This window comes from Alteromonas confluentis, assembly GCF_001757105.1.
GTDB classification, from domain to species: domain Bacteria; phylum Pseudomonadota; class Gammaproteobacteria; order Enterobacterales; family Alteromonadaceae; genus Alteromonas; species Alteromonas confluentis.
On sequence record NZ_MDHN01000041.1, the window covers coordinates 206,702 to 232,548 of the forward strand.

A 25,847-nucleotide genomic window follows, 5' to 3' on the forward strand; every position below is an offset into this window, starting at 1 on the left:
TGTTCCTGGCCGCGTTTTGCTGTTCTAATTTAAAATGGTCGTCTACATTTACTTGTGTCTGTTTATCAAACCAACAGACAAACTAAGAGGTAAAGCGACTTATATCGTTAAAAATGGCAATGCTCATCATCATAAAGAGCAATGCGCCGCCAATTTTAAATCCTGTTTCCTGAATCCTTTCAGGTACTGGCTTTCCTGTGATCCACTCGATGACATAAAACAGCAAGTGACCACCATCCAGCATAGGAATTGGCAACAAGTTGATAATGCCAAGACTGACACTGATCAACGCTAAAAAACTCAAAAAGTAAGTCAGGCCATAACCTGCACTCACCCCTGCACCCTGTGCAATGGAAATCGGGCCGCTGAGATTGTTCAACGACACATCACCGGTTACCAGCTTACCTAACATTTCAACACTGACAGCCGTTAAGCGCCAGGTTTTATCCGTCGCCTTTACAATGGCGTCGAACGGACCATACTGATGCACAAACACATAGCCCTCGGGCCAGGGTTCAGCCAGCGGACTAACGCCCAAAAAGCCAGTTTGACCATTTGGCGTGTCGCGGCGCGCGATAGTGGCATTAATTACCCGCGTCTGTCCATCGCGTTTTATGGTTAAGGCTACGTCTTCACCAGGCAACGCTTTAACCTGCTCTACCAGCGACTCCCAGCTTTCAATCTTAACATTGTTAAGCGCAACCAGAGAATCACCGACTAACAATCCGGCTTGCTCTGCCGGGCTATCTGCAGAGACAAGACCGATATTCAGTGTTATGGCAGGCCTGAATGGCACGATACCCAAACTGTTTAATGCAGACTGCTTTTCTGGATCAAAGTTCCAGTTACTGATGTTTAATTCAACCTGACTGGTTATTCCTTGCGCATTCTTTACAGTAATTGGCACAAAATCGCCACCGATAGCCGAAACCAGTTCCAGATTGACTGACTCCCAGTCCAGCGTGTCGTGCCCATCTACGCCTACAATTTCATCGCCACTATGCAGCTGAGTTTGCGCGGCAATACTTTGAGGTAGCACTTCACCCACTACGGGTTTAACTTTGTTCTGACCGATCAGAAACATGGCGGTAAGGGCAATAACCGCAAAAATAAAGTTTACCCCGGGCCCTGCGGCAATAATCGCCATTCGCTGTAATACCGGCTTGTTGTTGAAGGCCAGGTGACGTTTTTCTTCCGGTACGGTATCCACGCGCTCATCAAGCATTCGTACATAGCCACCAAGAGGTATAGCGGCGACGGCAAACTCGGTACCTTTTTTGTCTACTCGCGTCCAGAATGGCTTACCAAAACCAATGGAGAAGCGTTCAACATGCACCCCGCATAACCGGGCTACATAAAAATGCCCCCATTCATGTACGGCCACCAGAATACCCAGCGCCACAATAAATGAACCTAAACTCCATAAAAACGACAACACTACGCGATACCCCTTACCAATTCCCTTGCCACATCACGGGCTTTGCGATCTTCTTCAAGGATTTGTTGGAGAGACGAAACGCTAACAGGTTCCAATTTATTCAGTGTTTCTTCGTTAATTCGCGCAATATCAGTAAAACCCACTTCGCCGTCGAGGAACGCCGCAACGGCAATTTCATTCGCCGCATTCAAACGGGTGGTAGCGGCTTGCCCCGCATTACAGGCATCGATGGCAAGTTTAAGGTTGGGATAGCGTTCATAACAAGGCGAGGAAAATGATAAGTCTGCCATTTTTGCAAAGTCGAGGGGTGCTACACCCGCGTCAATTCTTTCAGGCCAGGCGAGGCCATAAGCGATAGGCGTACGCATATCAGGATTGCCAAGCTGAGCAATCACTGAACCGTCGTTATACTGCACCATAGAATGAATCACACTCTGTGGATGCAGCACAACGGTGATGTCATCTGATGTGGCGCCAAACAACCAGCAGGCTTCGATAAATTCTAGCCCCTTGTTCATCATGGTGGCGGAATCGACGGTAATTTTACGCCCCATCGACCAGTTCGGATGATGACAAGCCTCCTCCACAGAAATGTCGGAAAAAGTGGCTAGTGTACGCTCGCGAAACGGACCACCAGAACCGGTAAGTAGAATTTGCTTGATACCGGAAGCCGCGAGCTCGCCGTATTCAAAATTATCGGGCAAACACTGAAAAATAGCATTGTGCTCGCTATCGATAGGCAGGATTTCTGCGCCGGATTGACGTGCAGCATCAATAAACAGCGCGCCAGACATCACCAGGGCTTCTTTGTTGGCTAACAACACCCGTTTACCCGCCTTCACCGCAGCAAGAGTTGGTAACAGGCCTGCAGCACCGACAATCGCAGCCATTACTGACGTAACTTCAGGGGCACTCGCCACTTCTTCAAGGGCTTTATGGCCACAGAGAATTTCAGATTCAACCTGCATCTGGGCCGCCATTTCACGGGCTTTGTCGTACAGGTTGTCATCGGCAAGCACCACATATCGAGCTGCGCAGTCTTTCGCCTGTTGTAACAGCTTTTCAATTTGCTGATTACCCGTGATGGCAAAAACCCGGTACTTGTCCGGGTGGCGATTTATGACATCGAGTGTACTGCAACCGATGGAGCCGGTTGCACCAAGAATAGTAACGGTTTGCATCATGCCATCCAGGTTACATAACAGAAGGCAAATACTGGGAATGCCGCGGTCAGGCTGTCGATACGATCGAGAATACCACCATGACCAGGCAACAATTTACCGCTATCTTTAATGCCAGCACAGCGCTTGAGCATACTTTCATTTAGATCGCCCAGTGCTGAAACAGCAACGGTAATACCGCCAATGAGAAGGTGTAGCCAGATACGATCGGTAGCGACCTGGTAGTGCAAAGCGGCAAACGCAATAATCGCAAAAGAGGCGCCAATTCCGCCAATGAGCCCCTCCAGGGTTTTACCCGGAGACACATTCGGACGCAGTTTATGACGACCGAATTTAACACCACTGAAGAAAGCACCGATATCCGCCGCCCAGACAATACCCAGCACATAAAAAATAAGCGATGAACCATACAGGGTGTCTACATCGTGCAAGCTGGTACGTAAGCTGATAACGGCCACCCATGTAGGAATGAGCGTTAACAGCCCAAAGCCCAATCGAATAAGGTTGTTATTGCGCCAGAACGTGGAATAGCGTGGATAGAAGATGATCATCCAAAGCGAGAATAACCACCAGATGACAGAGATACCAAGAATGAAGTGATAGAGGCCATGTAACTGGCCCTGATACCAGATGTCTGATGCGTTCACTAAAGACGACAACACCAGACAGAGTGCAAAGACAAACGCCGCAAACATGGCTTTACGAGGACGGGCCTTAATGCCAGACATATTTGCCCACTCATAGCCACCCAGACCGATGACACCGGCAATGGCTACCTCAAACCACCAGACAGGCAGAAAAAGGATCGCGATAAGCGCCAGTGGCGCCAGAATTAATGCTGTTATTATCCGTTGTTTTAGCATAATTGGCGTTGTGCTCCTGATGACGGAAAGCGCTCCGTCTTAATGGCGCAGGCTCAGCTTAAGGAACGCTGACCTGCTCGCCTGTAAGACCGAACCGACGCTGACGCTGCTTGAAGTCATTGACAGCTTGCTGAAATACGTCTTCGGAAAAATCCGGCCACAGTACGTCGGTAAAATAAAGTTCCGCATAAGCACATTGCCACAGCAAGAAATTACTGATGCGATGCTCGCCCCCAGTACGGATAAGTAAATCCAGTTCCGGTAAACCCGCGGTAGAGATGTGTGAGTCGAACGTAGCTTCTGTGATTTCTGAAGACGTCATTTTGCCTTCGCTCACGGCCTCACTGATTTGACGGGCGGCATTGACAATATCCCAGCGACCACCGTAATTAGCGGCAATATTTAGCACTAACTCTTGGTTGTCTGCTGTCATCGCTTCGGCTTTCCGAATCTTTTCGGTAAGCTTGTCATCGAAAGCTGATACATCACCAATCACCTTGAGACGTACGCCATTTTTGTGCAAGCGTTTCGCCTCGTTGTTCAAAACCAAATTGAACAACTCCATAAGCACCGACACTTCTTCTTCGGGACGTTTCCAATTTTCACTGGAAAAAGCGAAAAGAGTCAGTGATTGAATATTATTCTGACGAGCAAAACGTACCACTGCACGAACAGATTCCACGCCGGCTTTGTGTCCGAACGTTCTGATTTTGCCCTTTTTTTGCGCCCATCGACCATTTCCGTCCATGATGATCGCAACGTGCTGAGGTCCTGGCATGGAGGCCAGGACATCAGTTTTTTCAGGCGCTGTGTTAGACCGCATTCCTAACATAGTAACTATTTAAATTTCCATTAGTTCTTTTTCTTTGTCTGCCAGCATGGCATCCACTTTTTTGATGAAATCGTTAGTCAGCGACTGAATATTTTCTTCCGCTGCACGACTTTCATCTTCGCTGATTTCTTTTTCTTTCAGCAGGTCTTTTACGTCACCGTTCGCATCACGACGGATGTTACGGATAGCAACACGACCACCTTCCGCTTCGTTACGTACAACGCGGATTAAATCTTTACGACGCTCTTCTGTAAGCGGTGGTAAAGGAATGCGGATTGAACCGCCCGCGCTCATTGGGTTAAGGCCCAGGTCAGACTGCATGATCGCTTTTTCGACGGCCTGAATCGCGCTCTTATCGAATACGCTCAGTGCCAGTGTGCGGCTGTCTTCTGCAACCACGTTAGCAACCTGCTTAAGCGGTGTGTCTACGCCGTAATATGGCACCATGATGCCGTCGAGCAGACTAGGGTGTGCACGACCTGTGCGAATTTTGCTTAGCTGACTTTTCAGTGCGCTGATGCTTTTTTCCATGCGCTCTTGCGCATCCATTTCTATCTCATCAATCACAGTTGTTTCCTATTTCTTACTTTAAATTTTCAGGATGGTCGATCAGTGTGCCTTCCTGCTCACCCATTACGACGCGCTTTAGGCATCCGGGTTTATTCATGTTGAATACGCGAATAGGCATACGATGATCACGGGCCAGGGTGAAAGCAGATAAATCCATTACTTTCAGCTCTTTCTCGAGCACTTCCTGATAGGACAGTGTCGGGTAAAGGGTCGCATCTGGGTTTTTCACCGGATCGTCGCTGTACACGCCATCAACTTTCGTGGCTTTGAGCACAGCTTCTGCTTCAATTTCGATACCACGTAAGCAAGCAGCAGAATCGGTGGTGAAGAAAGGATTACCGGTACCTGCAGAGAAAATAACAACGCGGCCGGATTTCAGCAGACTAATGGCTTCAGCCCAGTTGTAGGCGTCACATACGCCATTCAGAGGAATGGCTGACATTAAACGGGCGTTTACGAAGGCACGGTGCAAGGCATCACGCATAGCCAGGCCATTCATCACGGTGGCCAGCATACCCATGTGGTCACCAACAACGCGGTTCATGCCCGCTTTAGCCAGACCTTCACCACGGAACAGGTTACCGCCACCGATAACCAAACCCACCTGCACACCTAATTCAACCAGCTCTTTAATTTCTTGAGCCATTCTATCAAGAACTTTGGGATCGATACCGAACCCTTCTGAACCCATCAGCGCTTCACCGCTGAGTTTTAACAAAATACGTCGATAGGCTGATTTTGGTGTGATACTCATTATTTGAATAGTCCTTATGAATTCGGCTTGTCTCATGCCTCGTTATGCTCAACAAGAAATGACGCAAGCCGACTCGTTACAAGCGATATTTTTTATGATGGTTCGGGCTGTCTGCCCTACTCATAAAAAAGCACCCCCGAAGAGGTGCTCTGTAGTGTATCCGACATTGGCCGAATGAAAAAGCGAAACGCAGAATTATTTCTTCGCCGCTTCCATTTGTGCCGCAACTTCTGCTGCGAAGTCTTCGGTTTTCTTCTCGATACCCTCACCCACTTCAAAACGGATGAAGTTAACAACGTCAGCGCCTTTGCTCTTCAGCAGTTCGCCAACAGAAACAGAAGGATCTTTAACGAAAGGCTGACCTGTCAGGCTGATTTCGCCGGTGAATTTCTTCATACGACCAGCAACCATTTTCTCAGCGATATCGGCAGGCTTACCAGACTGGATAGCCAGTTCTACCTGGATTTCTTTCTCTTTTTCTACAACTTCAGCAGGAACGTCGTCAGGTTTAACGAACTGAGGGCTTGCCGCTGCAACGTGCATTGCTACGTCTTTAGCCAGTTCTTCGTCGCCACCGTTTAAGATAGCGATTACGCCGATACGACCGCCGTGCACGTATGCACCTAAGTTGTCGCCTTCAACGTTGATAACGCGACGAGGAGAGATGTTTTCACCGATTTTAGCAACTAGTGCGTCACGTACTTCGATTACTTTCGCGCCGTCTAATTCAGCTTCGTTCAGCTCTTCTACAGAGTTGATGTTGCCAGCGTGTGCAACGGCCAGAATTTTGTTACCGAAGCCCAGGAAACCTTCGTCACGAGCAACGAAGTCAGTTTCACAGTTAACTTCCATCATGGTTGCGCGGTTGCCTTCAACCTGAGTCAGGATTACACCTTCAGCGGCGATACGGCCAGCTTTCTTAGCGGCTTTAGCCTGACCAGACTTACGCATGTTTTCGATGGCCAGTTCGATGTCACCATCGGTCTCAACCAGCGCTTTTTTACAATCCATCATACCTGCGCCGGTACGCTCACGCAGTTCTTTAACAAGTGCTGCAGTCACTGCCATTTTTCAATTCCTCAGCATTAAACATTAATAAGGTAAAAGGGGCGTTGTATGCCCCTCTTCAGATATTCGTTATTTTTGATGACAGTGGCATGTCAATGCCATAACCACTGTCACCCATCAGGTCTGATTACTCAGCCGCTTCTACGAAGTCGTCTTGTTCAGCCTGAACTTCAAGGTTGCTTTCGCGACCTTTGTTTACTGCGTCAGCAGCTGCATCAAGATACAGCTGAACCGCACGGATCGCGTCATCGTTACCAGGGATGATGAAATCAACACCGTCAGGGTTAGAGTTAGTATCTACAACACCAACTACAGGGATACCCAGGTTACGTGCTTCAGTAATTGCGATGTGCTCGTGATCGGCGTCGATTACAAAGATCACGTCAGGCAGACCGCCCATGTCTTTGATACCGCCCAGGCTGCTTTCCAGCTTGTCCATTTCACGTTGCAACATCAGTGCTTCTTTCTTGGTCAGCTTCTCGAAAGTACCGTCTTGAGACTGTTGCTCAAGATCTTTCAGACGCTTGATTGACTGACGAACTGTTTTCCAGTTAGTCAGCATACCGCCCAACCAACGCTTGTTCACATAGAACTGGTCGCATTTAGCAGCAGCATCTTTAACTGCTTCGCCAGCTGCGCGCTTAGTACCTACGAAAAGGATTTTACCTTTCTTAGAAGCAACACCTGACAGGTAGTTCATTGCTTCGTTAAACAGAGGTACTGTTTTTTCCAGGTTGATGATGTGAACTTTGTTACGAGCACCAAAGATGAAAGGCTTCATCTTTGGGTTCCAGTAGCGAGTTTGGTGACCGAAATGCACGCCGGCTTTCAGCATGTCACGCATTGATACGTTTGCCATGATATTTTCCTCTTGGGGTTAGGCCTCCATATACCCCTTCCATCGATCCGCATTTAAGCCATTAAGACTTAGCAGACACCCCGATGTCAGTGTCGGTATATGTGTGTTATTTAAAAAGTTTATTTACGTTTACGGTGGCTTAAAAAATCGCTAAATTTAATGAGTCTTTCGAAACGCGGGCGCTTTATACCACAAAGCCCCGGCGCACTCAAGTTTTCGCGCACTCGCCTCACCTGACTATACAGCCGTGGCTACAGCGGTTACCATTGCTGTAATCATGCATCTTTATCATTCATTACTGCGTATAAACGTAGGAAAAATCGATGCATTAGTTTATTTATTGAAACCAGTTATCGAGGGTACAGTGGCAGCTATCATCAAAACCGCTGAAGAAATTGAAAAAATGCGCGTCGCCGGAAAACTCGCCGCCGACGTTCTGACTATGATTACGCCGCATGTGAAAAAAGGCGTAACCACTGACGAACTTAATACGCTTTGTCATGACTACATCGTTAATGAACAAGACGCGATTCCAGCACCGCTGAATTATGGTCATCCGCCGTTTCCAAAGTCGATTTGTACGTCGGTTAACCACTGTATCTGTCATGGCATTCCGTCTGACAAGAAACTCAAAGACGGCGATATTGTCAATATCGACGTGACGGTAATAAAGGACGGGTATCACGGCGACACCTCGAAAATGTTTATCGTGGGTAAGCCAAGCATTCTTGCTGAACGTCTGGTGCGAGTAACGCAAGAATGTTTATATGAAGCCATTAAAGCGGTTAAACCAGGGATGCGTTTAGGCGACATCGGCCATATTTGTCAGACACATGCCGAATCACACAACTATTCCATCGTTCGCGAATATTGTGGGCATGGCATTGGCGCGGGTTTTCATGAAGAACCGCAAATCGTGCACTATGGCAAACCTGGCACAGGCGACGAATTACTGCCTGGCATGTGTTTTACCATTGAGCCCATGGTGAATGCAGGTAAGCGCTACTCGAAAGTACTGCCAGACCAATGGACTGTAGTCACTAAAGACCGCAGCCTCAGTGCCCAATGGGAGCACACGTTACTGATGACAGAAGACGGTGTTGAAATCCTCACTCTGCGTGATGAAGAAACGCTGCCTCGCGTGATCAGCCACAGTTAAGTAGTTAACTAATAGATTAGGACGGACACCCTCTTTGTCCGTCCATCCTCCTGCCTTTTATAACTTTTTCGTCTACTTATTCGCTAATTAGCGCGTTTTCATCACTTTTGCATACTGCGCAAAGCCACTGATTCGTGTTATTGTTCGCCAGATTTTTCCTTCCAGAAGTAGGTAAAGGCATATTTTGAGCTTACAGACACTGATCGATCAGGCAGAAAACATCACCTCAGCCGATGATATCGCGGGAATAAAGGCTAGCATTACTGCCTCCGGCGAATGGCTGGAAAGCGCATTTGATAACACGCCGGTAGACGAGCTTGTCACTGGGCGCGCAAAATTTATCGATGCGCTGTTGGCGCGTATCTGGCAACTCATGGGACTGGATGCCGTGAGTGGGTTAGCGCTGTGTGCAGTGGGCGGCTACGGTCGCGGTCACTTACAGCCGCATTCAGACATTGACTTACTTATTGTCAGCCACAAATCACTGAAGCAGCCAGCACAAGAAAAAATAAGCCAGTTCATTACCCTGCTATGGGACATCAAACTGGATGTAGGACAGTCTGTTCGCACCGTCAAAGACACGCTTTCGCTGGCGAAAGAAGACATTACCATTGCTACCAACCTGGTTGAAAGTCGTTTACTGACGGGTGATGCCAGTGTATTCGAAACGTTGTGGGAAAAGCTTAATGGCCGTCGTGCCCTCTCCTCAAAAGAATTCTTTAAAGCGAAGTACGAAGAACAGTTAACCCGTCATGCCAAGTTCAATGGCACCTCTTACAACCTTGAGCCGAACATTAAAGAAAATCCGGGTTGTTTGCGTGATATCCAGTCTATTGGCTGGGTGGCGAAGAAACACTTCAAAGTCTCTGATGGCTTCGACCTGGTGGGTCACGGTTATTTTGCCCCAGAAGAGCATAGTGAACTCATTAGTTGCCGAATGCATTTATGGCGCATGCGATTTGCCCTGCATTTAATTGCTGGTCGCAGTGAAAACCGCTTATTGTTTGATTACCAGCCTGACGTTGCCGAGAAACTCGGTTATGGTCGCGATGGAAAAGCGTCAGTTGAGAAAATGATGCGCGACTTCTTCCGCGTGATTCGTCGGGTCAGTGAACTGAATAAAATGCTGCTGCAGCGCTTCCGCTACGATATGCTGAATCAAAGCGTACAAAACGACGTGCCGGTCAATGCCGACTTCCACCTGCTTGATGGCATGATCTCCCCCACACGAAGCAATGTTTTTGATAGTCCTGAAGCAGTACTCGATTTCCTGAACGTTATTGCTGATACCCCAGATGTTAAAGGGCTCGACACGGATACCATTCGTCAGTTACGTAACGCTCGCCGTAAGTTTGAAAATCAATATTACGTTGAACGGGAAGCCTGTCGTGGCAAATTGATGGATTTGTTCCGTCATCCCCATTTCTTTGATTTCGGCTGGAATATCATGCACGAGTACGGCATTCTTGAGTCGTACCTGCCTGAGTGGGACAAAATTGTCGGCATGATGCAGTTCGACTTGTTCCATGCTTACACCGTGGATGAACACACCCATCGGGTTGTAAAAAATGTGAATCGCTATTTCCAACCACAGAATATCGAGTTTCCTCGCTGTGGTCGCATCGTACGAAATTTAGATCATCCTGAGATCATCTATCTGGCGGCAGTGTTTCATGATATCGCTAAAGGTCGTGGTGGTGATCACTCTGAACTGGGTGCCGAAGACGTTGCTACGTTTGCCTTGCTTCATGGTATCGATGCCCGGGATGCCGATCTGGTGGCATGGTTGGTGGAAAACCACTTGCTCATGTCGGTGGTAGCCCAACGCCGGGACATTTATGATCCTGAAGTGATCAGCGAATTTGCTACTGCTGTGCGAAGTCATACGCATCTGAATCTGTTGTATGTGCTGACCCTCGCCGATATTCGCGCCACTAACGATAACTTGTGGAATGACTGGAAGTCGTCGCTCCTGCGGGAACTCTACCTGATGACCCAAAAAGCGTTAGACAATGGCTTGCAGTGTCAGGTTACCCTTGATGATCGGGTAAAAGAGCATAAACATACTGCGCGGATTATCCTGGAATCTCAGGGTATCGCTGAACAAGACATTAAGAGTCTGTGGAGCCGGATGGATGATGATTATTTCGTTCGTTTCAAACCCGCGCAAATAGCCTGGCACTCCCAGGTGATCCTCACCGCAGAGAAATCAGAACTGCGGGATGATGCCAATGCCCTGGTGGTGAAAGCGAATGACAACAGCGCCAAAGGCGGTACCGAAATCCTGATTTATGGCCGTGACCGTAAAGCGCTGTTTGCCCAGGTAGCATCGGTGCTCGACAGCCGCAACTGCTCCATACACGATGCACACATCACCATTACCCGTGACGGCTACGTATTCGACAGCATTCTGGTATTGGAAAACGACGGTTCACGCTTAAGCGGCGAAAACCGTACCCTCAGTCTTGAAAAGGCTATCCTCGACCAGTTGGAAAAGCCAGGCAGAGCACACGACAACAAGCGTAAACTATCCCGTCAGTTACGCCAGTTGGACGTACCGACCAAAATCCGCTTCTTTACCCTTAATGAAGAAAGCACATTGATTGAACTGGAAGCACTGGACGCACCGGGTATTCTGGCTAAAATTGGCCATGCCTTCGTTGACAGGAATGTCGTACTTAAACTGGCAAAGATTGCCACCATCGGTGAACGCGCCGAGGATATATTTATTGTCAGCAACGATGCTGGCAAATCGTTAACCCCTGAGCAACAGACTGCTCTCAAAAAGCAGATCCTGTTTAAACTCGATCAACTTGAAGACATCAACATATCATGACTGAATTGAAAACTATCATTGAAGAAGCCTTTGAAAATCGCGACAGCCTGTCACCTTCTTCAGCGCCAGACGAAGTACGCCAAGCCGTAGCCGACGCCATTGCTTTACTGAATAGCGGCAAAGCGCGCGTGGCTGAGAAAATCGCCGGAGAGTGGGTAGTTCATCAGTGGCTGAAAAAGGCGGTACTGTTGTACTTCCGTCTTCACAACAATGACATCATCGATGGTGCTGAATCTAAGTTCTTCGATAAAGTACCTCTGAAATACACAGATTACACTGCTGAGCAATTCGCCGCTGAAGGCGTGCGTATCGTTCCACCAGCGGCTGTTCGTACAGGTTCTTTCGTTGGTAAGAATGTGGTTGTTATGCCATCTTACGTAAACATTGGCGCATTCGTAGACGAAGGCACCATGGTTGATACCTGGGCGACGGTTGGCTCATGTGCACAAATTGGTAAAAACGTTCACCTGTCTGGTGGTGTGGGCATCGGTGGTGTATTGGAGCCGCTGCAGGCCAATCCAACCATCATCGAAGACAACTGCTTCATTGGCGCACGTTCTGAAATCGTAGAAGGTGTAATTGTTGAGGAAGGCGCGGTAATTTCAATGGGCGTTTACATTTCTCAAAGCACCCGTATTTATGACCGTGAAACCGGCGAAATCACTTACGGCCGTGTACCTGCAGGCTCCGTGGTTGTATCTGGCTCATTGCCAAGCAAAGACGGCTCTCATAGCCTGTACGCTGCTATCATCGTGAAGAAAGTAGATGCAAAAACCCGTGCAAAAGTGGGTATCAACGCTCTGCTGCGCGGCGTAGAATAAGTTTTTCATAAATAAAAAGGCGCTACCCGCAAGGGTCAGCGCCTTTTTTGTATGTAACGAAACAGGAGTTCGATACTTTATGCAGAAATAAGATCGTTTTTAATCGACTCCACGAACTCAACCACAGGCTTTTCCGGTTCAAAATGCTCGATAGCATCCACTTCCAACATATCCGCTACCGGCTTCCCCTGCAGTTCGGTTAGCAGTTCAAACCACTGTTTTCCACCCGCACAGTATGAATCGACATAGCTGCTGTCACCTAAGCCAATCACAGCGAATGGTTTTCTATTTAATTGCGGGAACTGATCTTTCAAATCGGAAAACAGAAATTCCAAGTTTGGCGGCACATCCCCCTGCCCGGTCGTCGACGTTATTACCAGTAACGCTTGTGCGTCGGTCACATCAGATACCTGAGGATCGCTGTTCACATCACACTCTATACCTTCAGCGCTAAGTTTTTCCGCTACCGTTTCTGCTGCGTGTTGTGAATTACCGTACACGCTGCCGACCAAAATAGTTAATGCTGTCATAGTTAACTTTTACTCTTCACTTTAATTGATGTGATCATCCAGCCGGTACTGTTCAATATTTTCGAGTAGTGCCGCAAACGCCTTATGCGGAGTTGTCTCAATTGACACCGATTCACCGGTAATCGGATGGATAAATTGCATTAATGTACAAGTGAGGGCTAATTGGTTAAAACCAAACCTGTCTCGGATAAATTTATTCTGCGTGCCATCACCGTGGGTGGTATCGCCGAGAATCGGATTTCTTAAGTGTACCAGGTGACGACGTAATTGATGCTTACGGCCTGTAAAAGGTCGCAGGGAAACCAATGAATACCGTGCACTTTCATATCGCCCCACGGCAAACGGCAGACTGTATTTTTTCATTACGCTGTATTCTGTTACCGCATGTTGAGGGGCTACTTCCTGCACGCGATGGGCATCAGCAAACTTGTCTCGCTTAAAGGTCAGCGCATAATCAATTAATCCACTCCCCTGCACCCAGCCGCGAGTAAGGGCTTGATAACCTTTAATAATACTTTTTCCCATCATCGCTTGTCCAAGCTGACTTGCGGTTTGTCTATCGAAGGCAAAAAGGAGTACGCCAGAGGTGGGGCGATCTAATCGATGTACGGGAAATACATGTTTCCCCACTGCATCACGAAGCTTTTGTACCGCAAATTCGGTTTCTCTTTTATCGATAGGACTACGATGCACCAACAACCCTGGCGGTTTATCCATGGCAACGATGTAATCATCCTGATACAAAACCGACACATCGTTATTGCGAATTACTTCATTTTCCACTGACTACCTCATCCAGTTGCTGCAAAACCAGGTGTATCGGCATTTCGCCGGGTAAACTCATTTGTGCCATGGGCAGAATCGCCATACTCTCAGGTAACCGCTTTTGCTGCTTAATGATCAATTGAAACTGTGGAATAAAGATAAATTGAAGCCATTGTTCAAAATCCAGCGTATCCCGGGCGAAGGGTTGGGTGCTTTTCAGCTTGTCAGGATGAGGCGATACCTGCGACCAGAGTTCGGCGGCTTTAAGCCCCAACTCCAGTTCATTTAGCAGTACCGCAATCTGCTCGTACTTTATCGACATTAACCATTGCTCTGTATGCTGTCTGCAAGCATGTATTTTTAGCGCCTGCTGTGCAAAAGGCGACAGTATACACGACCATAATTGCGGTAGTAAAAGGCCGTGCGCATCGCTATCATAGCGGCTTTATTTATTCTGGCGGAGAGAAGTACCATGGCAAACCCATCAGCACAGTCAATTCAGACACTCAGTGAGTTTTTGCTGCATGCTGGCACAAACTTTCAATTGTTTGATTTGGGTCGGGGTGTGCATGCTATGGATACCCAAATGTTTCTCGACCTGGAAAACGGCATGCTCCCCTGCCCTCGCCCACGACAGCAACATGCTTGGTTCGCGATTGTTTTCTGGTCTGGTAAGCCGGTAAAACAGCATTATGTTTGGTTTGTAAAGTTTCCCGTGGATGAGCGTGGCTTGCTGGTAGTGGCGGCTCGTAACCATTTTTTGCAAATCATTGTCGACGCTCTGGGTAGCAGCCTGAGCGAAGATGGCCAGGACGAACTGCCTGATAACCCATACTCTTTTGTACCACCCCAGTCTCAAATGGCGATCTTCAACGCGTTAACTCGTCGTTTGCTTCATCTGCCAGACAGCGTTGGTACCGATAAGGTTGAGCAATACGTGAAAGCACCAGCTATCAGTGACTGGCGCGAATTATCTGTGCAGGCTGTGGCAGATTTTGCAGTAAAGCTTGAAGCGCCAACCCTCGCTAAAACGGTTGCAGACAACCTGAAGTTATATCAACAGGATTTTCTTAAAACCCTGTTTGAATCCGCTGAACCGGTAACGTTAGACAATGCGTTGAATAATGCCATTGCAGACTTTTGTCAGGCACGCATAGACAGCGAACCCGCAGTCGGTTTAGCGGCACTACGCGCATTATCAAGCGAAACGCCAGAACCTCAGACAAAAACACTACTTGCAAACCTATTAGCAAAGGACTCGGCTGATATACATTTGCTCAGCGTTATTGCAGGCAGACTCTACAGCCAACTGGACGAATCCTTGCTGGTCGCGTTTTTTGAACGTGCCGCATTTATTGATGATAAAGAAGCGATGCAGGGACAACTGTTTGCCGGGTTCTTCTCTGACTTGGTACAACTGCCCATTCTCAGATTACAGGTGCTGAGCATGTTGCGCTCACCGGATCGCAGCGAGATTTTGGCCGTCGCGTTTGGTCGCCTGTTTAATCAGGCTCAGAAGCAATAGTTATGACACTTGCCGAACTTTGTTTATTTTTGCTAATAGGTTTCGCCGGTTTTCAGTTTTGGCGTATTCGAAGCATTTCTGAAGCGGCATTTGAGCATGCCAATAGATATTGCGATACCCATCAACTCCAACTGCTGACCCTTGCTCGCACTTCGACGCGTATCACCTTCAAATATGCGAAGCCGGATTGGCATTCTCATTTTCAGTTCGAGTTTTCAGGCAACGGGGAAGACAGATATACCGGAGAAATAGAATTGGTTGGTAAGCGAATACTTCGCACACAACTGCCGCCCTATAGGGTTTAATACAAAAAAAGCGATAGCCTCGGGGCTATCGCTTTTTCTGAATTTTGAGCGTCCATCTCTGCTATCCGTAGCAATTTTCACCGTCCAGATAAAAATCCGTTTCCGCCCCTTTCCATTTTTTCCTGCAAATCCTGTGCAGGCCACACAATCCTTGAGCGGGTCCCTTTTCCTTTGATCCTTTAAACGCTACACATCCATGATGTAGCACAACCCGTCCTTGAGTTTTTCCTTTGCAACACTCCGACTGCTATTCCTTTCCATCTTTCCTTTTTTACCACTCATCCTTGCAGTGGTATTCTCCGTTCCGTGGAGTTGTCCTTTACGTGCAAGCCTTGCACAGTCCTTTTCCTTAGAACCACGATCCTGTGGTATTCTTCATTCCGTGAAGTTGTCCCTGCGGCCACCCTGGCCGTAATCCCTTTTCCTTTGTCCCTGAAACCAACACATCCTATGTTGGTATTCCGTTCCATCGGTTGTCAAAAGTTCATCCTTGAGAATCTTCCTGACTCGTCGTGTTTCCCTGTGACGTGATTAATACTACTGATCCTAAAGATCTGTGCTACATGCTTTTTTTAAAAAAATACGTCGTCACCGAACTGTAATAATCAGTATTAGCAAAAAGTCTAACAAAAACATAGACTTTATACTTTGGTCTAATAAAAACGTCATAAAAATACTTTCAAAATCTTACACGTTTGTAAGACATGTCTTACAAACTTTTGGGTGATCTTTACACGACGAATAACGAGAGAAAAAGGATGAGTGTTCACATTTACGGGCAACTTTATGCGGATCTGCTTGTCGAATCGTATTAAATATGTGAACAGTGTATGTATTTAGGCTTAAATTCCTAATCGATGATAGACTCTACCGGATTCATTTATTGCGGTCGGTACCTTTCATGAGCTTTTCTTCCCTTGGACTCAATCCCACTTTATTAGCTACGTTACATTCCCTCGGATATGCCAATCCGACGCCTATTCAGGCTGCATCGATCCCAGAGATCCTCGCGAATCAGGATGTGATGGCAGGCGCCCAAACCGGTACAGGAAAGACAGCCGCTTTCGCCTTACCGTTGATTCAACGCGTTATAGAAACAACCGACACCACGGCTTCTTCAGATAAATCCATCCGCGTACTGGTGCTCACGCCAACAAGGGAACTTGCCCAACAGGTTTATCAAAGCTTTGTGAAGTATAGTGACGGGTTATCTGTAAACACAGTGGTTGCTTACGGCGGTGCCAGCATCAACCCACAACTTCAGGCACTAGAGCAAGGGTGTGATGTTCTGGTGGCAACGCCCGGGCGATTTCTGGAACTAGCCATCAAGGAACTTATCGACCCGACAACTATCGATAAGCTGGTGCTTGATGAAGCTGATCGCATGCTGGATATGGGGTTTATTACTGATATTAATCGAATCCTCAAACGCTTACCGGCACGCCAACAGACGCTTTTCTTTTCCGCTACATTTAACGATGACGTTTTTGCATTAAGCAAAACACTGCTGAACAATCCTAAACTTATTGAAGTGACAGCGCGCAATACAACGGTGGAAAAGGTCGAACAGCGCATTTACGAAGTGGATGCTAAGCGCAAAGCGGCATTAACGGCTTATCTGATTGGCTCGGGAAACTGGCAACAAGTATTGATTTTCACCCGTACAAAACAAGGTGCCGATGAACTGGCAAAAGAACTGGTAAAAGATGGCATTAGTGCGGTGGCTGTGCACGGAGACAAATCCCAGGGAGCCCGTGAAAGAGGCCTTGAAGAATTTAAGCTAGGTGATGTGCGCGCTCTGGTGGCTACAGACGTCGCAGCGCGCGGGCTCGACATTCAGCAATTGGGGCACGTGATCAATTTCGAGCTGCCCTACAACGCTGAAGACTACGTACATCGTATTGGCAGAACCGGTCGCGCAGGTAAGGAAGGAGTGGCGATTTCGTTGGTATCAGCGAAAGAAAAGTACTTGCTTAAAGAGGTAGAAAAGCTCACGAAGCAACATTTTTCATCTCAGTGGGTACCGGGCTTCGAGCCAGATATGAACGCCACTGAGGAAAGTCATTCATCTCGCAAACCGTCAAAAAAAGCACTACGGGCGCAAGCGCTGGGAAAAAGCGACAGCGGCAAAGCGCGAAACAACAAACGTCGCCGCCGTTAATGATTCAGGCCAGCGGTTTCGGCTTAAACAATATTTCTCCAGTCACCTCAGAAACGGTGATGGTTGAGATCTGCTGATAAAAACCGCCGCGAAAAAAAGCCAGATATTTCGGCACACTTACAAAAACGCCGACACCTTCGCTTTCTCTGTCTTCGTTCACGATACTGTCGATGGCACTCATTAAAATATGCCCCAACCCAAGGTGTTGATGGTCGGGATGGACGGCAATAAAAGAAACCATATGGTAGTGCTGGGCAGGCATGGCACTGCGGATTTTTTCCTCTTTTTCTACCATGGCTTTAGTACTGAAATATCCGGCAGTCAGCAGCATCTTCAGACGCCAATGCCAGAATCGCCCACTGGAAAAATCGCGGTTAGGCTTTGTCAAACAGGCTACCGCTAACAGGCGACTGCCATCGAACAGCCCAATCATGGGTTGCTCCGCATCCCAAAACGCTTCCAACTCCTCTCTAATAGCCGCTCTTAATCGTCCCTCAAAGCCTTCTTTCTCAGCCTGGAAAATATCCATGAATAAGGGATCGTCGAAATACGCGTTATATAGAATAGAAGCCGCCACTTTAAGGTTGTCGGCAGTAAGAAAAATGGCGCGGACATTTTCTGCCCGCACGTCTTGATCTAGTACAGTGTTCATAAAGCGATCCCCTGACAATGAGATCAGGCGGTATGGACTGCTGACGCCTGAATAACTAACCAGCTATTAGTTTAGTCACTGTACAGAAAATAGCCCCAAATGTTAAACCAAAGTTAACGATAATTAATTGGGCAGGATGAAATTTTATAACTGCTGGTAAGCCGCGTCACCCCATCCAGATAACACACCATCTCTGAATACTAACGGTGTACACTCGTCTTTGGTGGTTACGCCATCATCCATTGTTCGTTGCGTGCGGTAAAAGAGCACGCGATAGGCATGATCACTTTGTTCATGCATTTCACTGAAATCTGCAACGCCCATCTTGCGCACCACAGATTCGTAGGTCATGCCTTTTTCCAACTGCGCCACGTGTTTACGGTTATTGTATTCACGGTCTTCCCAATCTGAAGAGTAATGACCGTCGTCACCTCCTACAGAAATAACACAACCAGAAAGGGCAAACGGGGAAATCAATGCTATAGCCAGAACGAAACTTTTCATCATAATCCTTTTATTTTTGATGGTTTAACGACTTCATAATCAACTATTGGGCCAACCAGTAACCCTATGATAATTAGGCACTTGTTAAATTAAGCTTTAAAAAATCGTATCAACATTTAGCGCATTCCACTATTATTTCGTCGATTGAGCTACGTGGACATGAGTGATGTCTACGGCTCGCATTTTCAAACATCGCTTTGCTATGGAATTCAAATTATGTCGACGGCCGATCAGTCTCAACAGCTCATCCTGCTTTGCCATCAGATGCAGAAATCAGGTTTACAACCCAGTGTAGGCTTACTACGCAGTAAAGCGCCGTTTAAAGTATCGGTTACTGATGCCATCAACGCCATCAGGCTTTTTAACGCCAGTAGTCAACAAACCGAGCAACCCGCAGAGCCTAATGCCGACGACCGGGTTATAAAACTGGAAAAACGTGTTGCCGAGTTAGAAGCCGCGATGGTCATCCTTGAACAGCGGCTGGCAAATCTCGATGTGTGATTAAGCTTGGCGGGGAGAAAGCTGCTCGATGAACGCTGCCAGAGAAGGCGCAAGCACTTCCTGCGGCTCTTTCCCGACTCGTTCCAGAACCACTTCTCCGGTGTCGTTATCCACAGAGAGCAGGTAATCATCGTCATCCGTCAAAGCAAAAAACAACGTGATTTTCTGCCCTAAACGCTGTTTCATCATTATGTGGCCAATTAAGTTCTCTTGCAGTCGCTTAAAGTCCTCTTCACTGCATACCTGCAGTAGTTCGCAGTCTCCTCGCGCAGTTGTCGCTGGCAAGTGAAAACTGTAATAGCGGGTAAAAAACAAACAGAATTCTTCATCCAGGGTAAGTTCAAGCGCTGACTCCACCCCTTTGAAGGTGTTTTCATCTTGCTGCCTTACGGGTTGCCAGGACACGAAATCCCCGTCTTTAGCCGTTTGGTGGTAGCAAGGTGATGGCCAATCTTGCTCGTACGCAATGGAAAAATAGCTGTCTGCGTTGTTCTGATGATCGCAGCTTTCAAAAAAAGAATCTAAAGATTGTGCTAATTCAGCGGGCATTTACTTGGCCTTTTCGTTAAACTTTATGTCTGAGTAGCACCAGGAAATATCCCGGTCGACAGGTTTTATGGTCTCATTACGTCTGAGATTTTAAGGTTGATGTACACATTATGACAAATCCAATTAGTTTTCAGGTGCCTTCTGATCTGACACTTGGTAAAACGGTTGAATATGAAAGCCAGTATAACCCGGCGTTACTTCAAGGGGTTCCTCGATCGCTGAGTCGCGACACTATCAGCTTGAATGCTGATGCCCTGCCTTTTCATGGCTGTGATATCTGGACGGGGTACGAGTTGTCATGGCTTAATGCGAAAGGTAAGCCACAGGTGGCGATTATGGAATGTCGCGTTCCTATTACCTCATGCAATCTCATCGAATCAAAATCGTTCAAGCTTTATCTGAACAGTTTCAATCAAACTGCCTTCGATAGTACAACTCAAGTGAAAGAGCGTCTGGAAGCTGATTTGAGCAATTGTGCAGGTGAAGCAGTGACGGTGACACTTTATCTATCTAATGCATTCTCTAGTTTGTCGATGGCCGAATTTGACGGTGACGTTATCGACGATTTAGATGTGACCATCGACAGCTATTCACCGGATGCCACTTTACTGCAAACGTCAGCGAACAATGTCTCGGAGAAGCTGGTAAGTCATCTGCTAAAATCCAATTGTCTGATAACCAGTCAACCTGACTGGGCAAGTATTCAAATTGCTTATCAAGGCGAGCAAATCAACCGGGAAAGCTTGCTGAAATACTTGATTGGTTTTCGTCAGCATAACGAATTTCACGAGCAGTGTGTCGAACGTATTTTCAGTGACATCATGACCCACTGTAAACCTGAAAAATTAACCGTTTATGCGCGTTACACCCGCCGGGGCGGATTAGACATCAACCCATATCGTTCTAACTTCGAGCAGCCGGGCAAGAATGTACGCTCGGCGCGTCAGTAATTGTGATGCGAAGAATTTAAGGTTCAACATGGATTCTAAACAGTTAACAGCCCTCAAGACGCATAACGAAACGTTAGCCCAGTTCATTGTTAGGCTAAGTAGTTTCTATGAGGGACTGTCTGCAGAGACAGATAACGAACTCAAAGTCTTGCGAGGCCATTTATCCGCCAAACCTGATTACACCTTAGCCACAGCGAGTATCAACAAGCTGAATAATCATATTCAGCTTGCACAAAGCTCAGTTAAGCAACACACCCAGCTAACCATTCGAGAATTAGAAAAATCGATAAAGCAATTTCAGCAAAACTTTGCACAAGACCAAGAGTTAACCCGGCAATGTGCGCTAGTACTTAGTGCTGCCCAAATGCCTGTAAATAACTTGTTTGAGCTTCAGTCATTGTGTTTGCGTGCCATCAGATTATTTTCGAATGTTTCGCAACCCGTAGCGGCTGATAACAGTAAAAATATTCAAGCTGATACAGAAGGGCGTCAAAGTGGGACCTTATTCGAGGAAATTCAAAACGAGCTTAGCCAGTTAATTAACAGCTATGCGAAGAAGCAACCTGACGAGCCGCGAGTGCAAGATCTTAAAAAGCGCCTTGATAGCCCGCTCAGTGAAGACGATTTATTGCAAACCTGTTTAACGGTTATTCGGCTGGTAGTCACAGAAACAATGCATGAAGCCACCCTCTCCGGACGCATGATTTATCGGATTTACACTGCATTGGGCGGTATCCAGGAGAAAGTTGAGTCAAGTATTGAGACGTCCTCACAGTCTTTTGAAAAACGTCAAAAGAGTTCAGCGGATATCACTTCGCAGCTAAATCAAATGGATCAGACTGTTCAGGAATCAGACTCTCTGGAATTGTTGAAACAACAGGCCAAGACACACATCGCATCAATTTCTTCAGCAGTAGCAGATCGAAAAGCGGCTGACAATGAAGAGCAGCAAGCATTGATGAGTCTGTTTAATTCCATGCAAACGCAACTGGAAAATTTGCAGCGCCAAGCACAGCTCTACCGACGAAAACTAGCGGAACAGACGGCCTTTAGTCATACCGATCCCCTCACCCGTTTACCTAATCGTCTGGCATATAATGAACGTTTCAATCGCGAGTATGAAGAAGCCAAATTAGATAATCGTGCGCTTTCGCTGGCAGTTATCGATATCGACTTTTTTAAGTCAATCAACGACCGCTTTGGCCACCAGGCGGGAGATAAAACATTACAGGTAGTAGGCCATCACTTGAAAAAACACCTGCACGGTGATGAATTTATCTCGCGCTGGGGTGGCGAGGAGTTTGTTATGCTCCTACCCTTTATAGAGGTATCGGCGTTAGAGAAAAAGCTCGACGACATGAGACAATCTCTCGCTCGCTTACCGTTCAAATTTAAACAAGAAAAAGTCAGTATCACCGCCTCCTTTGGGGGAACATGCCTGCGAATGGACGACTTGCCGGAGTCAATGTTTGCCCGTGCTGACGAGTTACTTTATCAAGCCAAAAAAGGTGGCAGAAATCGCGTTGTAGTCGAATAGGACTGTGATATGAATAAAGTACAGCTAAACCCTGTGGGATGGATAAGTCAACTCTCACAGGTTGAAGTAAGTAAGCTTCAGGACATTACCAACAGCGAACTGTTTGGTGTATTCAAACGCTGTTGCCTGGCAGTATTAAATAGCGGTGTCGACGAAGACGATGCTGAACTACTTTTCGCCCCCTTTGATAATTTTGACATCCGCCTCATACGTCGCGAACGCGGTGTGAAGATTGAATTGATCAACCCGCCGGAAGTGGCCTTTGTCGATGGGCAATTGATGCGCGGCGTGCACGAACACATCTTTGCCGTTCTTCGCGATATCCTGTTCATGGGTAATAAATATGCCTTCGTGAACCAGAAAGCCCCATCGGAAAGTGCTGCTATTACCGACATGGTATTCGATATGCTGCGTCACGCCCAGGCATTGGAAGGCAACGACGATGTTAATACGATTGTGTGTTGGGGTGGCCATTCGATTAAACAGCACGAATACAAATATACCAAAGAAGTTGGTTATCAACTTGGGCTTCGGGAAATGAACATTTGCACGGGTTGTGGGCCTGGTGCAATGAAGGGGCCAATGAAAGGCGCTGCCATTGGCCACGCTAAACAACGATACAAAAAAGGCCGTTATATTGGAATTTCCGAGCCCAGTATTATTGCAGCCGAGCCGCCGAATGCTATTGTCAATGAACTCATTATTATGCCAGACATCGAGAAGCGCCTCGAAGCCTTTGTTCGTTTTGCACATGGCATTGTGATTTTCCCCGGTGGCGTGGGTACGGCTGAAGAATTGCTTTATCTGCTTGGCATTCTGATGAATGAAAGAAATGCGATGCATCCGTTTCCGGTAGTATTAACCGGGCCAGAAGAGTCTCGTCCTTACTTTGAAGCCATTGATGAGTTTGTTGGTGCTACCCTAGGAAAAGAAGCCCGGGACAAATATCAAGTTGTTATTGATGACCCACAAGAAGTGGCGCGGATCCTGAAAACCGGTTTAGCAAAAGTCGAAAATTTCCGTCGGGCTATGGGTGACTCATTCAGCTTTAACTGGTCGCTACGCATTGACGAAGCTTTCCAGACACCGTTTGAACCCACCCACGAAAAAATGGCGGCACTGGCATTACACAATGAGCAACCTGTCGGTGATATTGCGATGACGCTAAGAAAGGCGTTCTCGGGTATTGTAGCCGGTAACGTAAAGGCAGAGGGCGTCGCGCAAATTAAGGAAAAAGGGCCGTTTCGTCTTAATGGCGACCCGGAACTGATGACGCGCATAGACAATCTTCTGCGCTCGTTTGTGCAACAACAGCGCATGAAATTGCCAGGAAGTGAATATATTCCCTGCTATGTCATTGAAAAATAGCGCAGTCAATCCTTGTTACGATTTTATCGTTCCTTCAGGCGCCACTTTTAATGTACACTTATCGCAATTCGCAGTAAAAAGTGAAAAGGGATGAATAGCAAGGTTTTTAAACTGATTTTGCTCGGCATTGGTGCCTATGCATTGTTTGTATTTATGGTTATGTCTTTTTATCCGGACAAACCTGAAGATATGGACTGGCAAGATCGGGAAGAATATAACAAAGTACAGATCACCAAGCTGAAACTCGGTAGTACGAAGCAAGAGGTGTGGGCTATGCTTGGCTCACCTGATATTACCGAAGCAAAAATGGAATCCGGTACCCCTATTCAGGTCATGTTTTACCGCACACAACATGTTCGTGCAGATGGCCTGACTACACAGGATGAATGCACACCCTTGTTATTTGAAAATGATCAATTGATTGCCTGGGGCGAAGGGGCCTATCAAAGTTATCTGAAATCCTGATTGCAAAACCATGCTCCCTGCCACAAAAAAGATTCTTGTTTCAGATCTTCAACTTACCAAACTGTTTGATGCTTCAGATGACGATCTTTCTCTGACACAACAGTCATTGAAACAAGCCACAAACCTTATTCAGTCGGGGAAGCATTCACCCGATGGCTTACTTGCCATCGCTTTTCTTATCGATGATAAATCAAACGCCCCCAGCTTGGCATTGCGATGCAGTGCATTGCTGACTTTCGTGGGGTTGCGTCTTCAGTTTAATGAACATTATTTACAGCATTTTGTTGCTGGCGCCTATGCGGCCATGAGTTTTGCTAATGCCGAACGAAATCGGGTAGCGGCTTATCATCAGTTCTGTCAAAAGCGTCAACTTGATATCATTCAGTCATTATTGAAAGTAGCGAAAGTGGCAAGCAGTGCCACGCCAGAAAGGTACCTTCAAGAGAATAAACTAACGCGCGAGCAAATTTGGTTGATTATCATGTTTTGTGCGCTCAATAGTAAGGCATCTGCATTTGCCGAAAAAATACAGCCCGCCGTTAGCAGGCTGAGCTGCGCTTTCCATGCCGACCTAGGCACGCTTATCAATTATCCAGGAAAACTTTTACCTGGCACAGCCGTCAATGTGCCAGCCGGCGGTGGCTACTATCTTTATCGTCTTTCTCTTAATACCTCGGCGGTGTGGCTGACAGACACCAATCAAGTCGTGGAAACGCCCTGTCAGAAACTCGTCAAAACCGATGCGCCGACTTTAACATTACACCGCTGGCAAACGTTGACTGCGAGATACCTTGAAGAATTTAAGCCTACAACCAGGCAGCTCTTTCCTCTTCAATATCCAATAAGTCGTTTACCCACCGAGCTGCGGAGCATCATTACGGGGTTACAGGACAGCAATGCAGATATTAGCGCCCTCGCCCGTCGCATTGAGAATATTCCCGTATTTGCAGCCTATTTAAAAGAAACGGCCAGTACTGACAACCGCTTACAGCTTACGGTTAAAGATGTTAAGCAAGCCATGTTAACCTATGGAATGACGCGGGTTGCCGACATGCTCATACTACGTGCGCTATCGCAACGGTTACATCAACGTTTTTTCCCTCTCATGCCTGTTTTTGTCAGATTAAGTGAAGTGACCGCTGCGGTGGCATCAGAGCTCACTGTCCTTACCAAGAGTAAACAAACACCTCAAACTATGGCGCTCATCGCAACGTTTTCGACGGCCCCACTATTCACCGTGGCCGGTTTTAAAACCTTAAAGCGTTGGCCGAAGGTTGAACGTCAGCTTTATAATTTAAATTCGCTATGGAAAAGTGAACCGCAATCGTTTTCAGAAATGTCTACAGCGTTGGCCAGGCAGTGGCAGCAATCGCCTCTCTATCAAGGGATCATTAATCACTGTGGGCGCGAATTACGTGATATTCCTGGCGCACTCAAAGTCGACACGGCAATCATCAGTCTCGCTACAATGCTTGCCAGACTCTGGTTATTTGGCGAAACGCCTGATAGCGCCTCATCTAAATTTCAACAGCAAAGCTATGCAATGCTGGGGCTAAACCATAAGTTAATCGGTGATACTCAAGGCCAGTTATCACCGCTACTTTGGTTACCATACACTCAACGGCCATAACCAACATTCACCAAACTTATGGCG

The 25,847-nt window shown here is 47.1% G+C and carries 26 protein-coding genes; 12 read left to right on the forward strand and 14 right to left on the reverse strand.

Annotation, left to right across the window (positions count from 1 at the left end; all coding sequences use genetic code 11):
• Positions 1–82: 82 nt before the first annotated feature.
• The 8 genes from rseP to rpsB all read right to left on the reverse strand — a co-directional run bounded on the left by rseP (position 83) and on the right by rpsB (position 7,565).
• The gene (rseP, locus tag BFC18_RS18885; protein WP_070127115.1) at positions 83–1,438 is read right to left on the reverse strand and encodes a sigma E protease regulator RseP; all 1,356 of its coding nucleotides are present in this window, start codon (positions 1,436–1,438) and stop codon (positions 83–85) included.
• Positions 1,438–2,619 carry a 1-deoxy-D-xylulose-5-phosphate reductoisomerase gene (gene ispC / locus BFC18_RS18890; protein WP_070127116.1) on the reverse strand — a complete coding sequence of 394 codons (1,182 nt, stop codon included), beginning with the start codon at positions 2,617–2,619 and terminating at the stop codon, positions 1,438–1,440. Before ispC ends, rseP begins: the two co-directional genes overlap by 1 nt.
• The gene (locus BFC18_RS18895) at positions 2,619–3,482 is read right to left on the reverse strand and encodes a phosphatidate cytidylyltransferase (RefSeq protein ID WP_070127117.1); all 864 of its coding nucleotides are present in this window, start codon (positions 3,480–3,482) and stop codon (positions 2,619–2,621) included. Before BFC18_RS18895 ends, ispC begins: the two co-directional genes overlap by 1 nt.
• A gap of 58 nt (positions 3,483–3,540) precedes the next feature.
• Positions 3,541–4,260, reverse strand: coding sequence for a polyprenyl diphosphate synthase (gene uppS / locus BFC18_RS18900; RefSeq protein ID WP_070127547.1), 720 nt, complete (start codon positions 4,258–4,260; stop codon positions 3,541–3,543).
• A 63-nt stretch (positions 4,261–4,323) separates the two neighbouring features.
• Positions 4,324–4,881, reverse strand: a complete 558-nt coding sequence (frr, locus tag BFC18_RS18905) for a ribosome recycling factor (RefSeq protein WP_070127119.1) — start codon at positions 4,879–4,881, stop codon at positions 4,324–4,326.
• Between the two features lie 16 nt (positions 4,882–4,897).
• Complete coding sequence (gene pyrH, locus BFC18_RS18910; RefSeq protein ID WP_070127121.1) at positions 4,898–5,638, reverse strand: UMP kinase; 741 nt, start codon at positions 5,636–5,638, stop codon at positions 4,898–4,900.
• Between the two features lie 195 nt (positions 5,639–5,833).
• Positions 5,834–6,706: a translation elongation factor Ts gene (gene tsf / locus BFC18_RS18915; RefSeq protein ID WP_070127122.1), complete on the reverse strand. Its 873-nt coding sequence runs from the start codon at positions 6,704–6,706 to the stop codon at positions 5,834–5,836.
• 127 nt (positions 6,707–6,833) lie between these two features.
• On the reverse strand, positions 6,834–7,565 hold the full coding sequence (gene rpsB / locus BFC18_RS18920) for a 30S ribosomal protein S2 (protein ID WP_070127124.1): 732 nt from the start codon (positions 7,563–7,565) through the stop codon (positions 6,834–6,836).
• A 364-nt stretch (positions 7,566–7,929) separates the two neighbouring features.
• Between rpsB and map the strand changes: the two genes are divergently transcribed.
• From map to dapD, 3 genes are all read left to right on the forward strand, one after another.
• Positions 7,930–8,724, forward strand: a complete 795-nt coding sequence (gene map / locus BFC18_RS18925; protein ID WP_070127549.1) for a type I methionyl aminopeptidase — start codon at positions 7,930–7,932, stop codon at positions 8,722–8,724.
• 184 nt (positions 8,725–8,908) lie between these two features.
• Complete coding sequence (gene glnD / locus BFC18_RS18930; RefSeq protein ID WP_070127125.1) at positions 8,909–11,560, forward strand: [protein-PII] uridylyltransferase; 2,652 nt, start codon at positions 8,909–8,911, stop codon at positions 11,558–11,560.
• Positions 11,557–12,381: a 2,3,4,5-tetrahydropyridine-2,6-dicarboxylate N-succinyltransferase gene (dapD, locus tag BFC18_RS18935; protein ID WP_070127127.1), complete on the forward strand. Its 825-nt coding sequence runs from the start codon at positions 11,557–11,559 to the stop codon at positions 12,379–12,381. The genes glnD and dapD overlap by 4 nt, the downstream gene beginning before the upstream one ends.
• 77 nt (positions 12,382–12,458) lie before the next feature.
• Here the strand turns inward: dapD and BFC18_RS18940 are convergent, their stop codons facing one another.
• From BFC18_RS18940 to BFC18_RS21660, 3 genes are read right to left on the reverse strand one after another with little or no spacing between them, the layout of a single operon-like run.
• The gene (locus BFC18_RS18940; RefSeq protein ID WP_070127129.1) at positions 12,459–12,911 is read right to left on the reverse strand and encodes a flavodoxin domain-containing protein; all 453 of its coding nucleotides are present in this window, start codon (positions 12,909–12,911) and stop codon (positions 12,459–12,461) included.
• A gap of 21 nt (positions 12,912–12,932) precedes the next feature.
• Positions 12,933–13,694, reverse strand: a complete 762-nt coding sequence (locus tag BFC18_RS18945; protein WP_070127131.1) for a pseudouridine synthase — start codon at positions 13,692–13,694, stop codon at positions 12,933–12,935.
• Positions 13,684–13,998 carry a YqcC family protein gene (locus BFC18_RS21660; protein ID WP_070127133.1) on the reverse strand — a complete coding sequence of 105 codons (315 nt, stop codon included), beginning with the start codon at positions 13,996–13,998 and terminating at the stop codon, positions 13,684–13,686. The genes BFC18_RS18945 and BFC18_RS21660 overlap by 11 nt, the downstream gene beginning before the upstream one ends.
• A 150-nt stretch (positions 13,999–14,148) precedes the next feature.
• On the opposite strand from BFC18_RS21660, the gene BFC18_RS18955 reads away from it, so the two are divergent.
• The 3 genes from BFC18_RS18955 (at position 14,149) to BFC18_RS18970 (ending at position 17,667) form a co-directional block, all read left to right on the forward strand.
• Entirely contained in the window at positions 14,149–15,201 is a 1,053-nt protein-coding gene (locus BFC18_RS18955; protein ID WP_070127134.1) for a DUF3549 family protein, read from the forward strand.
• A 2-nt stretch (positions 15,202–15,203) separates the two neighbouring features.
• On the forward strand, positions 15,204–15,506 hold the full coding sequence (locus tag BFC18_RS18960) for a DUF3301 domain-containing protein (protein ID WP_070127135.1): 303 nt from the start codon (positions 15,204–15,206) through the stop codon (positions 15,504–15,506).
• A 901-nt stretch (positions 15,507–16,407) separates the two neighbouring features.
• Entirely contained in the window at positions 16,408–17,667 is a 1,260-nt protein-coding gene (locus BFC18_RS18970) for a DEAD/DEAH box helicase (RefSeq protein ID WP_070127138.1), read from the forward strand.
• 4 nt (positions 17,668–17,671) lie between these two features.
• On the opposite strand, the gene BFC18_RS18975 is transcribed toward BFC18_RS18970, so the two are convergent.
• A complete protein-coding gene (locus BFC18_RS18975; RefSeq protein WP_070127139.1) occupies positions 17,672–18,319 on the reverse strand; it encodes a GNAT family N-acetyltransferase in 648 nt (215 codons plus the stop codon).
• Between the two features lie 144 nt (positions 18,320–18,463).
• On the reverse strand, positions 18,464–18,823 hold the full coding sequence (locus BFC18_RS18980) for a DUF3192 domain-containing protein (protein ID WP_070127141.1): 360 nt from the start codon (positions 18,821–18,823) through the stop codon (positions 18,464–18,466).
• Positions 18,824–19,039: 216 nt separating this feature from the next.
• On the opposite strand from BFC18_RS18980, the gene BFC18_RS18985 reads away from it, so the two are divergent.
• A complete protein-coding gene (locus BFC18_RS18985) occupies positions 19,040–19,324 on the forward strand; it encodes a hypothetical protein (RefSeq protein WP_070127143.1) in 285 nt (94 codons plus the stop codon).
• Here the strand turns inward: BFC18_RS18985 and syd are convergent, their stop codons facing one another.
• Positions 19,325–19,873 (reverse strand): SecY-interacting protein, encoded by a 549-nt coding sequence (gene syd / locus BFC18_RS18990; RefSeq protein ID WP_070127145.1) that lies wholly within the window; start codon positions 19,871–19,873, stop codon positions 19,325–19,327.
• A 110-nt stretch (positions 19,874–19,983) separates the two neighbouring features.
• Between syd and queF the strand changes: the two genes are divergently transcribed.
• From queF to BFC18_RS19015, 5 genes are all read left to right on the forward strand, one after another.
• A complete protein-coding gene (queF, locus tag BFC18_RS18995; protein ID WP_070127147.1) occupies positions 19,984–20,823 on the forward strand; it encodes an NADPH-dependent 7-cyano-7-deazaguanine reductase QueF in 840 nt (279 codons plus the stop codon).
• A 28-nt stretch (positions 20,824–20,851) separates the two neighbouring features.
• Positions 20,852–22,360 (forward strand): GGDEF domain-containing protein, encoded by a 1,509-nt coding sequence (locus tag BFC18_RS19000; protein ID WP_070127149.1) that lies wholly within the window; start codon positions 20,852–20,854, stop codon positions 22,358–22,360.
• Positions 22,361–22,369: 9 nt separating this feature from the next.
• Positions 22,370–23,728 carry a nucleotide 5'-monophosphate nucleosidase PpnN gene (gene ppnN / locus BFC18_RS19005; protein ID WP_070127151.1) on the forward strand — a complete coding sequence of 453 codons (1,359 nt, stop codon included), beginning with the start codon at positions 22,370–22,372 and terminating at the stop codon, positions 23,726–23,728.
• 90 nt (positions 23,729–23,818) lie between these two features.
• On the forward strand, positions 23,819–24,193 hold the full coding sequence (locus BFC18_RS19010; protein ID WP_070127153.1) for a DUF3192 domain-containing protein: 375 nt from the start codon (positions 23,819–23,821) through the stop codon (positions 24,191–24,193).
• Positions 24,194–24,203: 10 nt separating this feature from the next.
• Positions 24,204–25,823: an HDOD domain-containing protein gene (locus BFC18_RS19015; RefSeq protein ID WP_070127155.1), complete on the forward strand. Its 1,620-nt coding sequence runs from the start codon at positions 24,204–24,206 to the stop codon at positions 25,821–25,823.
• Positions 25,824–25,847: the final 24 nt, after the last annotated feature.

What these genes read in the sequence shown, in the direction of transcription:
- ispC (WP_070127116.1), bottom strand. Translation starts at nt 2,619, where the DNA reads ATGCAAACCGTTACTATTCTTGGTGCAACCGGCTCCATCGGTTGCAGT.
- BFC18_RS18895 (WP_070127117.1), bottom strand. Translation starts at nt 3,482, where the DNA reads ATGCTAAAACAACGGATAATAACAGCATTAATTCTGGCGCCACTGGCG.
- uppS (WP_070127547.1), bottom strand. Translation starts at nt 4,260, where the DNA reads ATGCCAGGACCTCAGCACGTTGCGATCATCATGGACGGAAATGGTCGA.
- pyrH (WP_070127121.1), bottom strand. Translation starts at nt 5,638, where the DNA reads ATGAGTATCACACCAAAATCAGCCTATCGACGTATTTTGTTAAAACTC.
- tsf (WP_070127122.1), bottom strand. Translation starts at nt 6,706, where the DNA reads ATGGCAGTGACTGCAGCACTTGTTAAAGAACTGCGTGAGCGTACCGGC.
- rpsB (WP_070127124.1), bottom strand. Translation starts at nt 7,565, where the DNA reads ATGGCAAACGTATCAATGCGTGACATGCTGAAAGCCGGCGTGCATTTC.
- dapD (WP_070127127.1), top strand. Translation starts at nt 11,557, where the DNA reads ATGACTGAATTGAAAACTATCATTGAAGAAGCCTTTGAAAATCGCGAC.
- BFC18_RS18940 (WP_070127129.1), bottom strand. Translation starts at nt 12,911, where the DNA reads ATGACAGCATTAACTATTTTGGTCGGCAGCGTGTACGGTAATTCACAA.
- BFC18_RS21660 (WP_070127133.1), bottom strand. Translation starts at nt 13,998, where the DNA reads ATGTCGATAAAGTACGAGCAGATTGCGGTACTGCTAAATGAACTGGAG.
- BFC18_RS18955 (WP_070127134.1), top strand. Translation starts at nt 14,149, where the DNA reads ATGGCAAACCCATCAGCACAGTCAATTCAGACACTCAGTGAGTTTTTG.
- BFC18_RS18960 (WP_070127135.1), top strand. Translation starts at nt 15,204, where the DNA reads ATGACACTTGCCGAACTTTGTTTATTTTTGCTAATAGGTTTCGCCGGT.
- BFC18_RS18970 (WP_070127138.1), top strand. Translation starts at nt 16,408, where the DNA reads ATGAGCTTTTCTTCCCTTGGACTCAATCCCACTTTATTAGCTACGTTA.
- BFC18_RS18975 (WP_070127139.1), bottom strand. Translation starts at nt 18,319, where the DNA reads ATGAACACTGTACTAGATCAAGACGTGCGGGCAGAAAATGTCCGCGCC.
- BFC18_RS18980 (WP_070127141.1), bottom strand. Translation starts at nt 18,823, where the DNA reads ATGAAAAGTTTCGTTCTGGCTATAGCATTGATTTCCCCGTTTGCCCTT.
- BFC18_RS18985 (WP_070127143.1), top strand. Translation starts at nt 19,040, where the DNA reads ATGTCGACGGCCGATCAGTCTCAACAGCTCATCCTGCTTTGCCATCAG.
- syd (WP_070127145.1), bottom strand. Translation starts at nt 19,873, where the DNA reads ATGCCCGCTGAATTAGCACAATCTTTAGATTCTTTTTTTGAAAGCTGC.
- queF (WP_070127147.1), top strand. Translation starts at nt 19,984, where the DNA reads ATGACAAATCCAATTAGTTTTCAGGTGCCTTCTGATCTGACACTTGGT.
- BFC18_RS19000 (WP_070127149.1), top strand. Translation starts at nt 20,852, where the DNA reads ATGGATTCTAAACAGTTAACAGCCCTCAAGACGCATAACGAAACGTTA.
- ppnN (WP_070127151.1), top strand. Translation starts at nt 22,370, where the DNA reads ATGAATAAAGTACAGCTAAACCCTGTGGGATGGATAAGTCAACTCTCA.
- BFC18_RS19010 (WP_070127153.1), top strand. Translation starts at nt 23,819, where the DNA reads ATGAATAGCAAGGTTTTTAAACTGATTTTGCTCGGCATTGGTGCCTAT.
- BFC18_RS19015 (WP_070127155.1), top strand. Translation starts at nt 24,204, where the DNA reads ATGCTCCCTGCCACAAAAAAGATTCTTGTTTCAGATCTTCAACTTACC.